Source organism: Acidobacteriota bacterium, assembly GCA_030697165.1.
GTDB lineage: Bacteria > Acidobacteriota > Vicinamibacteria > Vicinamibacterales > UBA2999 > 12-FULL-67-14b.
On record JAUYQQ010000001.1, the window covers coordinates 58853 to 72189 of the forward strand.

The window sequence follows — 13337 nt, forward strand, 5'->3', positions numbered from 1 at the left end:
GGGCTCTACGAGTGTAATGCTTGCGCGTAGATCTCGCGCCAACGAGCCGCGCTCGGCGCCAAGCCATAGCGCGCCGCGACCGAAGTCCGGGCCCGGGTCCCCACCGCAGACGCCCACGAGCGGTCGGCCAGGACCCGTGCGAGTGCCACTGCCAAGGCACTGCAGTCGCGAGCCGGAACCAGCAGGCCCGTGACGCCATCTTCGACGATGGTGTCGGTGACGCCGGGGATGTGGGTCGCCACGACCGGCAGGCCCGAGGCCATGGCCTCGACCAACACCATGCCAAACGCCTCGCGCGTGGACGGCATCGCCAGCACGTCGGCCGCGCGGTACAGGCGCTCGACGCCGGGCAGTTCGCCCAGGAAGCGCACGCGTTCCAACAGCCCGAGCCGCGACGCATCGGTGCGAATCCGCTGAGCGAGCGTGGGGTCGACCTCGTGGTACTTCGACTCGGTTGCACCCGCGAAGGCCAGCCCAGTACCCTCACGCATCGCGGGTGGCAGGGCCAGCCACGCATCGAACAACAGATCCGGGTTCTTGTCACGCGAGAAGAAACCGACGAAGGCCACCCACTTGAACGAGGGGTCCAGGCCGAGCTCCCGGCAACAGCCGTCGCGTTCACCAGCCTCCGCTGGACGGAACCGATCCGTGTCAACGCCGTTAGGCACGACGCGCAAGCGCGACTCCGGCAAGCCGGCCGCACGATAGTTGCGCGCCATCGCTTCGCTGATTGCCAGGAAGCGGTCGGCCTGCGAATAGCACCAGTACGCCAGGCGGCCCAATCGCCGCACACCCTCGGGCTCGTCCGTGCCGGCCGTGTGAATGGTGATGATGACCTTCTTGCCAAGCAACCTGGCCAGCAGGATCACAAGAACCGACTTCTGCGAGAACCCGTGGAGGTGCACGGCGTCGAACGTCGCGCGACGGCTCAGGAAGAACTTGACCGTCCGCCAGGCCGCCGTGACTTTGGTCATCGGGCGGCTGACATCGACATGGATTCGCGTGACCGGTGTCCCCTCGACAGCCTGATCCACCGGCAGTGCCGCATCAGTGCACGTGGTCAGCACCGAGAAGTCGAGCCACTCCCTGAGGGCGTGGATCATCGTCCGGCACTGCAGCCCGCCACCGCTCAACTCTGGAAAGTACGCGCCGGTTACCATCAGCACCGAGGGGCGTCGCGAGGCTGGCCTGGTCATGGCTGCTGGCGCGCCTCGTCCAGAACTGCGGCGAACGCCCGCGTGGTCTCGCGAATGTCGAACGCGCGCGACACCTCGTCATGCTGCGGCGACGGCGCCAGATCACCAGACGCGTGCGCCGCGATGAGGCGCTCGACGGCGGCGCCGATTCCCGCGAGGTCCCGTGGATCAACGACCGGATACCCAAGTGCCCCGAGGAGATCAGCCGACGGTCCTTGCGCGGGTGTCACACCCAGCACGGGTTTGCGGAGGGGCAGGTAGTCCACGAGCTTGCTCGGCAAGAACAGGCTGGGGCCGTCGCTGGGAGCGTCGATGATCAACAGCGCGTCCGCGCCGGCCGCTTTGGCGCGGGCGGTCGCTGGATCCACCCGTCCGGCGAAGGACACCACCCCTCCGAGCTGCAACGTCGCCGCACGGCGTTGGTACTCGGTCATGTCGGCGCCGACGAACTCGACGTGCAACCGGCCGTCGAGCGGGCGCAGGCGTTGAAGCGAGGCCAGCGCCTCGAGGAAGATCTCGGGAGTGCGCACACCACCGTAGAAGCGTCCGGTGTAAACCAGACGGAGGGCGCGGTTGGTGCCGAGGGCAGGCGGCGGCTCGCCAGGCTCGAAGCCCTGGGGCACGACGCGCGCCTTGGCCATCAAGGCCGCCGGATACTTGGCCATCACGCAATCGCGGGTGTAGCGATTGACAAAGACGATGCGCGAGGCGGCGTGGATGACGGCGGACTCGTGAGCGGCGGCGGTCCGCCTGGCCCAGGCGTTGGTCGCGAAGTACGGACTGTCGACCCAGGGGTCGGAGAAGTGGGCGACCCACGGCAACCCCGTCTCCTGATGCAGGCGCAGCGCCACCAGGTGATCGGTCCACGGCTGCGCGAAGCTGACCAGGGCGTCGGCCGGAACCTCAGCCAGCGCCCGGCGGCCCTCGGCCAGTGCCCCCGGCAACCAGACCCGCTTCTCGTCGGGCTGATGCTTGAGGGGCGGACACAACCGCCACAAAGCCCGGATGAGGAACCACTCCTCCGGCGAGGCCACCGGCAAGCGCGTCACGGCGCCGCGCGACAACTGCTCTACTGGCACGCGGTAGTCCTGCTGGTAGCGCTCTGAGCGGGGTCCAAAGCAAATCACCCGCGACTGCCACCCGAGGTCGCCAAGGGCCGACAGCGTCCGCGTGACCTGCACCGCGCGCGGCCCCGACAGCGGCGGCATTTCCCACGAAATGGCGAGCAGTTGCTTCACGAAACGGGCACGCGTTCGGTGAGTGCCTGGATGATGCGGCGCGTGTGCTCGCGCCACGAATGCCGTGCGACGGCCAGGCGCCGGGCTTCGGCGCCCAGCGCCTCGCGCCGGGTGGGATCTTCGACCAGCACACGCAGTCCTTCGACCAGCGAATCGACATTGCCGGGCACGGTCATCTGCGCGGCACGGCCATGCTCCAGGATTTCCCCGACCTGATCGAGGTCGGAGGCGACAATTCCCTTCCCCATCGCCATGTATTCGAACAGCTTCGTCGGCGACCCGAAGAACGGCGTGCCATCAGGATTTGGCACATGAGGCGAGGCGAGAATGTCGCACGCGGCCAGGTATCGCGGTCCCTCGGCCTGCGGGACAATGCCGGCCAGCACTGTGAGGTCACCGACGCCGCCGGCCTCAAGGGCTGCCGTCACCTCGCCCATCTTCACGCCGTCGCCGATCATCAGCAGGCGGACGGTCTCTCGGTACTCCGGATGCGACGCCAGCAGTTTCGCGAACGCGGCCGCCAGGACCTCGGCGCCGTGCCACGGCCCCATGGTGCCGATGAAGCCGATCACGGTCTTGCCCACGAGCCCATGCTGGATACGAACTTCGCTGCCGTCGATGCCGGGCGAGTATCGATCGGGTTCCACGCCATTGGGATTGACCAGAATCTTGTCTCGCGGGACCCCTCGCGCCATGAGTTCGTCGGCCATCGGCTGGCTGACGACCACGACGAGGTCCGCGATCTGCAGATTGGCCAGCTCGATTCGCTGCGACAACGCCTCGTGCTCGAGCGGTGATCCCCAGTGACGGCTCATCCAGATTTCCGAGCCGTTGTATTCCATGACGTACGGCACACGGTGGTGGACGGCGAAGCGGGCACCGGCGTAGCTGTTTAGGCTGTAGCGCTGGTAGACAAACGACACCGGGCGCGACCCAACCGTAGCGGCGGCCACCGACTGAAACTGGCTGTTCATCACCAGGCTGGGCAGTTCCGGGTATTCCCAAAACGCCTCAGCCGGTGGCACCAGGTGCACCTCGATCGCCGGGTCAACGGTCGGGACCACATCGGTGGTCAGCATGACCGGCGCGCCACCAAAGGCGTGGAGATGGTTGATGACGCCCGCGATGTGTCCCACCGAGCCGCCGGCCTTCAGCCCGAAGCTCAGGTCGGTGCGCAGGTAAAGCGGTTGGTGTGAGGACGTCAGTCGACGCGGCGGCTCGGCGGCGGCTCGGGTCACCAGTGCTGCAGCCTCGTCGTCGATCGATTGCAGCAGCCGCGCCTTCCCGAAGGGCTCGCGAATGGCCTGCCACGCCCAGCGGGCGATCAGCGGATACGCCAGTGGCCGTTGATGGCCGCCCTCGTCTTCGACAAAACAGCGTCCGCGGCTCAGCACGCGCAAGAACAGGGCGAGCTTGAGCGGGCGGCCGATCGTGTCGAGGCGATGCGTTAAGATGCGCGCCTCGTCGTAGCGGAACAAGTGTCGGAGCAGCTCACCGCCACGAAGGGACACCTTCAACCGGTCGACGGTGGCGACGGACTCGGTCGCGCCTACCTCCCAGCGGCCCGATCCGTGGCGCAACACCGTCATTCGCTTCGGTGCCACCGCTACTCGACCTCCAGAGCTTCACCGGCAATGAAGTGGCGCCACCACATCGCCAGGTTTAACAAGTACCAGGTCTTGGAGCCCTGCCCCGTTCCGACGAGATGCAGGGCCGCTTGCTTGTCGAGCAGACCGGTCTCATCACAGAAGCGCGTCAGCTCTTTCGTGGCGATCTGCGCGAGGCGTCCTGCGAACAGATCGTCAACCGGAACGCCAAAGCCCTGCTTACGCCGCTCGATCAGTTCCGCCGGCACCAGGCCTTTCACGGCCGTCTTCAACAGGTGCTTCAGCCGACCGTTCGGCGCCTTGCGCGCGCTCGGGATGCTCATGGCCATGGTCACGAACTCGTGATCCAGAAACGGCACGCGCGCCTCCAGCCCCACGCCCATGGTCATCTTGTCGACGCGCATCAGCAGCAGCTCCGGCAGCCGCAGGCGCAGATCGATGTAACTCATCCAGTTCAGGTTGGACGTCTCGTGCGCCTTGCTCAGGAAGTCGGCGCGAATCGGCGCCAGCGCGTCCCAGGACGTCAGGTCCTTGAACTGGTTGCGCAGCCGCGAGCCAAGCAATCGGCGTTTCTCCGCGTCGGGAAACGACTCGGCGCCGCCCCAGAACAGCGGCTCGCCCCGCGAGCCGCGCCGAAGATACTCGTATTGCCACGCGTGATCGTAGCCGGCGGCCTTCAGCCCGGCCGCCGCCATTCCTTTGACAAAGCGCGGCACCGGCAGGTCGTCGTATTCCTGCCGTTCAAGTGCTTGTAGCCAGTTCGGATAGCCGATGAACAGCTCGTCAGCACCCTCGCCGAGCTGGCACACGATGGTGCCGCTCTCGCGGGCCAACTTCGCGACGTAGTGGACCGGCACGCACACCGGATCGGCGATCGGCTCATCCTGCAGGTGAACCATCCGCGGCAGGAACTCCACCACGTCATCGCGCGTGAGGCGACGCTCGTGATGCTCGGCGCCAATCCGTTCGGCCATCGATCGCGCGAAGTGCAGTTCGTTGGCATAGCCGGGATAGTCGCGGTCGTAGCCGATCGAGAAGGTGCGGACCGGCCGGCTTTCGCCCTCGGAGAACAGCGCCGCGTTGGTGCTGGAATCGAGACCGCCCGACAGGAACACGCCGACCGGAACGTCGCTCACCTTCCTGAGCCTGACCGAGATCCGCAACTCGTCCAGAATCCGCTCAGCCAACGACGCATCGTCGGCCTCAGCTATGGGCCTGGCGGCATCCCAGACATCCCAATAGCGCTTCTGGGTCACTCGACCGTCGGCCGTCGCGCGCAGCCAGGTCCCGGGCGACATTTTGAGAATGCCGTCAAACAATGTCTGGTTGCCCGGCGTCGTCAGGAACGAGAGGTAGTGAAACAACGCTTCTTCGTGGACGGCGCGACGCTGGCCCGGCACCTCGAGCAGCGCCTTGATCTCCGATCCAAAGGTCAACCGGTTGGCATCGACCGAGTAATACAGCGGCTTGATGCCGATGCGGTCGCGCACCAGCCACAGCGCCTGCTCGCGGGCATCCCACAGCGCGAACGCAAACATGCCGCGCAGGCGATGGACGACGTCGATGCCCCATTCCTCGAAACCGTGAAGAATGACCTCGGTATCGGAGTGGTCGGTCAGCCAGCGGTGCCGGCCTGATTTCGACAGTTCGGCGCGCACCTCGAGGTGGTTGTAGATCTCGCCATTGAAGACGATTCGCAGGTTGCCATCTTCGTTGGCCATTGGCTGCGAGGCGGAGGTCGCCAGGTCGATGATCGACAACCGGCGGTGGCCAAGGCCGATGCGGCCCGTAGGGTCGACCCACGTGTCGCCGCCATCAGGTCCGCGATGGCGCAACGTTTCGCGCATCGCCGTGACCAGGGGCTCGGACACACGACTCACGCCGTGGTCGAACGCCAGAACGCCGGCTATGCCGCACATGAAGGTTGGAAGAAACTACTCGTAGTCCAACAGGACGCTGCGGAAGGCGCGGAAGAAGGCGGCGCCCACCGCAAATGTAACCACGGCCATCGCGACGTAGATGCCGGCGACCTGCGGCGTCGGGAAGCGACCGAACAGCAGGCTGTCGCGATACACCTCGAGCAGGTAGTAGACGGGGTTCAGATACAGGACGGCGGCCACGTTGGCCGGGACCATGTCAGGCGTAAAACCAATCGGCGACACCCACATCAACAGGAACAGGAACAGGCTGATGAAATAGCTGATGTCCGGCAGGCCGACCGCAATGCTCGACAGGATCCACACGATGCCGAACAGCATCACGATCTGCAGCGCCCACACCAGCGGCAGCCACAGGATGTGCCACGACAGCGAGCCGTTGAGCGCCGTCAGTAGGATCACGACCGCCAGTCCGACCGCCTGGCTCACCGTCGCGACCAGCACCGCGCGCACCGGGACCAGCTCAATCGGCAGCATCACGTTCTTGACGAGGTGGATGTTCTGCTTGATCGACACCGAGCCCGACGTGATGGCATCGATGGTGCCCAAGTAGGGGATCAAACCCGTAAAGACATACAGCACGTAGTCGAGGCGGCTGAATTCGGCGAACCGCATCTTGAACACGACGAGGTAGACGAAGATGTAGACCGACAGCAGCAATCCGGGCTGCAGAATCAGCCACAACGGACCGAGCACCGATCCGGCGTACTTCTTTGAAAGCTCAACGCGCGTGATCGCGACGAGCAGGCGGGCGTTGCCCGCAAGCGTGCGGGTCATCGCGGCACTGCCGCCAACGAGGGCCGAAACAGGGTTAGCCATTAGCGTGCGGTCCGATCACAAAACGGTAGTCAGGCGCGGACGCCACGTCGGCCGTCACCGTGACGCCAATGGCGCGGCACGGCACCCGCACACCATACGACGGTGAGTACCACGCCTCAGAGAGGCTGACCTTCAAGTGCTGGGGCGCCCGCAACTCCCAGGTTCGGTCGGCGGCCGCAAGGGTGAACCGTCCGTCGCCGAGCTCGGCCACAACCACGCCCGGCCCCACGTGAAAGTGCCACGCCAGCTCATGCCTCCCGTCGCCGGTCAAGTGATCGGAGATGGTCAACGTGCTGGTGTCCTTGGAAAGGGTAAACGCTCGCTCGTGCTTCACGGGCGACGGCAGCCGTTCATAGCCGGTGTGGCGGCCTCGGTAGGTCGTCACTGCTGGGGAGTCTTCAAAGGTCAAGTGCTCGACCTTGGACGTCTCGAACATCCGGAAGAGGTAATCGAGCCGGACATCGTTCTGCTCGACGTCATCGATGCGAAGGGTGTTGTGATACCCGGTCATGCGGAACAGGTTCCTGGCATCGGGATCCGAGGTGTACACATAGCTGCCTGGATCAACAATCAGCGGCACGCCATTGGCGTGGAACTCAAACGACAACAAGTCGTTGTGCTTGTGGTTACCGAATCCGTTCGTGCCGACGCGACTGTTGGTGACCAACAAATACGTGCCCCCGGTGCGCGACACGGCGATGCCGGCGTGCGGAAACAATCGTGCCTCGTCTGCCACTGCCCCAGGTGCGGCAGGGGCGGCAATCGGTGCGCCCCACCACGCCGCTTCCCACAGTCCATCGTCGCCACCAGCTGCGTTCCAGGACGCTTCGCCCAACACGAACGCCGCCGAACCGGCCAGGTGCCGAGCGTCCTGTGGCTGCCACGTGCCGTAGTCCGTGAAGATGTGCAGACGGCCATCATCCGCGTCACCAACCTGGGGCATCAGGCCGTCTGGCCGCTGCACGGCAATCAGGAACTCGACCATCCGGCGCAGGCTCGCAAGGTACTCGGCCGACAGCGGTTGGCCTTCGAGTTCGGCGACCCTCGCGCCACCCAGGAACAGCTCGGCGACCAGGCGATGGTACGGGATGGACGACTCGTAGTCGGCGCCATCCTCGAGCACCTGCACCCGCATCTCCTGCTCGAGCCACTCGCGACCTTGCCGCAGCCACCGTTGGCCGGCGGCAAGGTCCTGGAACACGAGACCGACGCCGTAGAGCCCGACCACGTTACTCAGGAAGTGATTGCTGGTGACCTCGTACTTGTTCTCGAGGTTGCCTTCGATGAACACACCGACGTCGAACAGTGACTCGTAGGCGCGGGTTATCGCGACAGAATCAAACGCGGCCGATCGGCGGATCAGCTCGAAGGCCAGCGCCCAGTTGAAGGCACGGATGGCGACGTCCATGGTGCAAACAAACTGCACCCCGATGCCGACCGGGTTGGCGGCCATGAAGTCGCCGTGCTGGCGCACAATCTCGACAGCGTAGCGCTCATCGCCGGTGAGGCGGTACGCCTGCCCCAAGGTAACCCAGTGCTGGCAGCGGCCAATCTCCCACGGCCACTTGATGTCGGCCAGACCCGGTCGCATACTCGGATTCCACTGCTTATGCGGAAAGCCCTCGGGAAAGCGTAGCCCCAAGATGGGATCAACCGCCCAGTCGATGGGCCGGTAGCCGAAGCCATCGACCGGACGAGCGAGGTCGGCGATCGCCCGCGGGCCGCTACCAAGCAGATCGAACTCGTGGGCGACCACCCGGTCAGCAGCCGCGAGTAACCGCGCCGCGCGTTCCGGCCAACGCGCGCGCAGCAGTTCGACCGCCTCTCCGGGCAGGTCGGCATACAACCGGCCGGCGGCGCGCCGCTGCTGCAACCAGGACTCCGTGGACACGCCGAGCGCAGCGATCTGCTCGCCCCAGCGCTCTGGTGGAGGGGCACCAATGGCCGCCGCAGGCATCGCGGAAGGCGGCGCCACGGCCCTGCCTAGCAGCTGTTTCAGTCGAGTGACAAGGCTCACGGGCGGGCGGGCATCATTCTGGAAGACACGATTTCATCCATCTTAACCTCACCGCCCTCCCCCGATCCGCCGGGCCCCTTCGTCGTAGGCCCAATGGTAGGTCCCAGTCTTCCTTTCAATAGCCAGCTTGTTGCCCCATTGCTGAAGAAATGACTCGAACTGTTCGTCCGGGGCAGAAGTCTGGTCGCCCTTCCAGGTCAGGAGGTAGAGGTCGCGCCGCCCGGTAGCTTCGTGCCTGACCAGTCGCATGCGAGACCTGATCGAATCAGGAGCGAACAGTGGTGCAAACCCGCTGAACATCACGTCAGAGGCTGCGACATCGAAGAGAAAATAATGGATCCCTGCCGCTCGATACGTGGCGGCAGCTTGCTCTTCAGTGCCGTACAGGATCGTGGTGTAATTCTTGATGTAAGCGCCGCCATCTGGCCGCTGGAACGGCGTGGCGGGCACCGCCGTGAAACCAGGCAGGAAGTTGAGCAACTCCACTTTTTCGTGGGCAGGAATGGCAACGGCCACGCGGCGGGCGGCGACGGTGTCCCAGTTCTGGTCGTACATCGCCGCGTACGTGTTCTGGCCCAGGAAGAAGCCGACACTCGGCCGCCACAGCTGCGCCCACATCGGGGTCGAGCCGTAGTAGAGGGCAACACACGCGACAACTGAAATGGAGGCGGCGAGCACTCGCCGGCTCAACCGGCTCATTGTCAAGGACCAGGCTGCGGTAAGGATCACGGCCCCGAGCGCGATGCCGAGGGGCGTCGTGAAGTCGGTGAACCGCGCCATCGACGACCCAGCTCCGCCTCCGAACAGCCGGAGAACCGTGACCATCATTAGGCTCGCCGCGAGGTAGAACGCGGCCCAGGCTGGCCCTGTTTCGAGGGTCTTGCCGCGTGGAGCGCCGAACCCGCGCCGCGCAGCGAACGCGCATGCCCCGATCACGGCGGCACCGCCGAGCCAGATCCCGGTCGATTGGTTCAAGACGCCACCCAGGATTTGCATCAGGGGCAGGACTTCCGGCAGCGTCACGGGCGAAGCGACGACGACGTCGTTCGCCGACACGACGAGTTGCAGAAACCCCAGTCGATAGTCGACAAACGCGAGGCGCGGATCGAGCCACTGGCTGAGCCGCTCGAAATCGACCAGCCGGCCGACCGCTGAAGGCATGTTGTGAAGTTCGGGGACGCCGACCTCGAAGTAGTTGTAGGCGCACACCAACGTCGTCGCGGTGAGCGCCCAGGCCGGATAGATCAGCGATCGCCTGGCCTCGGCGATGCGGCCCGTGAGGGCATGGAGCATGCCCTCGATCACGAAGATCGGCAGCACCAGCACGATGGCGAGGGGCGACAAGAGGATGACTGCGGCAGTCACGACGATGCGACACAGCGCGTGGCTCCTGGTGTCGACCACCTGGAAATACAACGACCGCGCGAACGAGAGAATCAGATAAAGGATCAGGATGTTGCGGACAATATGGCCCTTCGCGTAGGCCCCCTGCTCCGCAAAAAACAGCAGGTAGATGGCGGCGCCGACCAGGCCGATGGCCTGGCCACCAGACGCGTAGCGGGTCGCCAGCCGCCAGATCATTCCCGCTCCCAGCATCAGGACCAGCCAGGAAGCAAGCGCCGCTCCCTGGACGTCGGAGAGAATGTTGAACAGGAAGGCCAGGCCGTGGCCCTTCGATACAAAGTAGTGCACCCAGTAGTCGTTCGGGCCGTTCGAGTGAGCGCGTAGCACGGCTTCGTAGTACGGCAGGTAGTTCCCAGGTACGTCGTTGTCGGGCCCAACGTTGCCCCAGAGGGCAATCGTCAACAGCAAGCCAGCGGCGAACACCCCAATCGTGAGCCTGAGGAGCAGACCGACGACACCCCATCGCTCGTGAGGCTCCGCGCTCGCGGTAGCGGGGCGAGCGGCGCGACGATCAGCCACGAATTGAGAGGCCGCTAGGAAGAGAGCGATGCCAACCAGCGGCAAGATGACCCAGAGGTAATAGAGGCGCAGCGTCGCCAGCAGAGCCACGCCGACAGCCCACGCGGCGGCCCCGCAAACGGCCTGGTCAAAGAATCGGTCCGTCCAGTGTTCCGGTAGCCGCGCTGACGTCGGCCGAGCGGCCAGAATGCGGGAACCGGTTGTCCAGAACACCACCAGCAGAAGCGCGAGGGTCCAGAGCCGCGAGAGATTGTAGACAACGTATCCGTAGCCCTGCTGATCGTAGTGATTCCAGTAGAAGCGGCTCAACGACAACCACACTACCGGCGATAACGCGACCAATGTAGCCAGGGCGATCAGGAGGCTCGTCGCCCAACCCTGCTCGTTGCCGATGACGCGACGCCGGGCCGACGCCCACGTCGAGGCGACGGCATTGGCAGGCCAGGCACGTGTGGTCTCGCTGTTCCCGTACCGCAGGAACGCGAGCACACCGGCCGCAGTCAATCCATACCAGAGCAGGTAGGCGCCCATCATCGAGGGCGCGCAGAACTGGCTCCACAGGTTCTCGTACGACAGCGCCCATGCCGCTCCAGCCCAGCCAAGACGTTCCCATATTTCTGCGCCAATCTGCGGCGGAGCGACCGGACCGCCGATGGGCGAAAAGACTCGAGACGAGAGGGCCTGCACCAGCACGAGACTGGCCGTTGCCACGGCTGCCGGGCGGATCGCAGCTAACGTCATCGCGCGGCCAATTACGAGGTACACCACCGGCGACGCCAGCACGAGGAAGCGCTCGGTGTCGCCGCCACCCACCCACGCCAACACGGCGAACATGCTGACGTAGGCCAACAGCGCCGGTTGTTGCCACAGCCAGCCCAGGCTTCGCCGCCAGAAGTAGATCGGCACAGCCAGGAGGGGGCCAAAGACCAGGAACCAGGCCACGACGTACTGGACGATCGATTTGTCGCGCAGCCACCGAAGCAGTTCACCCGATGCTGAGTAATCGGAGGGCGTGGCAGCCACCCAGGCATGAATGGCTGCGAGCATCGCGCCCCCACTGATCAGCGGGAGCCAGGCACCGGTTCGATCGAGGAAGTGCAGCCGGTCACGCCAGCTCGAATGACGCGGGTCGTCGGGCGGTGTGGGGGTCGAAACGAACAGCATGCAGACGCCGACGATGAGCACGGCCTCGTGGAAGACCACACCGGCGCCGACGATCAGAGCCACCACTGCCGCGCGCCCCGGACCGGGGCGGGACTGGAACCACTCGATGCCAAGCAGACCGGCGAGCAGGCCGGCCAGCATCGCCGGCTCCACGCTCAACGGCTGGAAGTAGGACAACCGCACTGGCGAATGCGGCTCCACCATGAACGCGATCACGACCAGCAGTCGCACGGCGACGCTGGTGACGTGCCGCTGGAGCAGCAACAGCAGCAGCGCCACCGACAGCGCATTGAACGCAACATTCAGCCGGTCGAAGCCGGCGCTGATCACCCAGTCCTGGCTCTTGGCCAGGGTCGCAGCGAGCAACGGCGTCCCCAGTCGATAGACGAACGGCGCTACGCCTTGCGGTGGCAAGTCGCGGGGCATGCCCTGGGCCATGGCGTGGTAAACCTGCCCATCGACCCCCGGTTCCTCGTGCGCGTTGCTATCGAGAAAGGTGTTGAGGGGTTGACTACCCGCATACGCCAGGTTCAGTACAAGGAAAGCGAACAGAGCACAGCACCACTCCGCCGTTCGCGACATCGTCAAGGAACTGGTCAACTAGATTGGCTGGACCGAGGCAATCACGTTGCGGCTCCCGCCGTTTGGGATCGAGTGCAGCAGCGCATCGAGATTGGCGGGGAGCGCGGCGAACGACTCTTCGTCGTACAAGTGGTAGCCCAGGCCGAGGAACAACTGGGGCAAGTCGCTTGGCGAGTCGCCCCGCTCCTCGAGGAGATAGGGCGCCAACTCGAACACCACCACCGGATGGTGCTTCTCCAGCGTCGCGAAAGCGCCCCTCAGCACCGGGAGTTCGTTGCCGTCCACGTCAAGCTTGATCAAGTCCACCCGGGCCAGGCCCAACTCGGCGACCAAGCCGTCCAGCGTGGAACCCGTCGCGCTCGATCGCTCAGGGTTGCCTTGATGGACAGGATGAGCGTTGGCTTTCGCCTCGAGCGGCCAGCTAGCAAAGTAACTCTCGGCCGGCCGGTCACCCGGCGCGCCGAGGGCTCGATGGACCAGCGTCATCCGCGAGCGGAGCTCGGGGTTGAGAGCGCAATTCCCCCGCAGCCGGGCCATCGCGCTATCGGCTGGTTCGACGGCAATCACTTGTCCGGTCTGGCCGACTTGCAGGGCCAGCGGCAGCGCCTGGGCGCCAATGTTGGCACCCACGTCGATGGCGATTGCTCCCGGCCGTGCCACTCGCGCCAGAGCTCGGGTCGTCGAACGCTCGTAGACGCCGAGATACAGGGCCAGCTGAACGCCCTCGTTGAGGTCGAGCAGCCACCGTACGCCGTTCCGCCGGCACGCGACCTTGCGCGGGTCTCCCCCGGTTAGCACAAGCCACGCCCCCGCGAGCCGGCGGAGAGACCTGGCGATACGCAACTTGGCGGAAG

At 65.3% G+C, this 13337-nt stretch carries 8 protein-coding genes; all 8 read right to left on the minus strand.

What is annotated here, in order from left to right:
* Positions 1-5: 5 nt before the first annotated feature.
* Positions 6-1196, minus strand: a complete 1191-nt coding sequence (locus tag Q8T13_00245; GenBank protein ID MDP3716179.1) for a glycosyltransferase family 4 protein — start codon at positions 1194-1196, stop codon at positions 6-8.
* Positions 1193-2434 carry a hypothetical protein gene (locus Q8T13_00250; protein MDP3716180.1) on the minus strand — a complete coding sequence of 414 codons (1242 nt, stop codon included), beginning with the start codon at positions 2432-2434 and terminating at the stop codon, positions 1193-1195. Before Q8T13_00250 ends, Q8T13_00245 begins: the two co-directional genes overlap by 4 nt.
* Complete coding sequence (locus tag Q8T13_00255) at positions 2431-4038, minus strand: glycosyltransferase (GenBank protein MDP3716181.1); 1608 nt, start codon at positions 4036-4038, stop codon at positions 2431-2433. The genes Q8T13_00250 and Q8T13_00255 overlap by 4 nt, the downstream gene beginning before the upstream one ends.
* A 2-nt stretch (positions 4039-4040) precedes the next feature.
* Entirely contained in the window at positions 4041-5960 is a 1920-nt protein-coding gene (gene asnB, locus Q8T13_00260; GenBank protein MDP3716182.1) for an asparagine synthase (glutamine-hydrolyzing), read from the minus strand.
* Positions 5961-5975: 15 nt separating this feature from the next.
* Positions 5976-6797, minus strand: coding sequence for an ABC transporter permease (locus Q8T13_00265; GenBank protein MDP3716183.1), 822 nt, complete (start codon positions 6795-6797; stop codon positions 5976-5978).
* On the minus strand, positions 6790-8772 hold the full coding sequence (locus tag Q8T13_00270; protein MDP3716184.1) for an alginate lyase family protein: 1983 nt from the start codon (positions 8770-8772) through the stop codon (positions 6790-6792). The genes Q8T13_00265 and Q8T13_00270 overlap by 8 nt, the downstream gene beginning before the upstream one ends.
* A gap of 90 nt (positions 8773-8862) precedes the next feature.
* Entirely contained in the window at positions 8863-12483 is a 3621-nt protein-coding gene (locus Q8T13_00275) for a hypothetical protein (protein MDP3716185.1), read from the minus strand.
* Between the two features lie 18 nt (positions 12484-12501).
* On the minus strand, positions 12502-13281 hold the full coding sequence (locus Q8T13_00280; GenBank protein MDP3716186.1) for an FkbM family methyltransferase: 780 nt from the start codon (positions 13279-13281) through the stop codon (positions 12502-12504).
* Between the last annotated feature and the right edge of the window lie 56 nt (positions 13282-13337).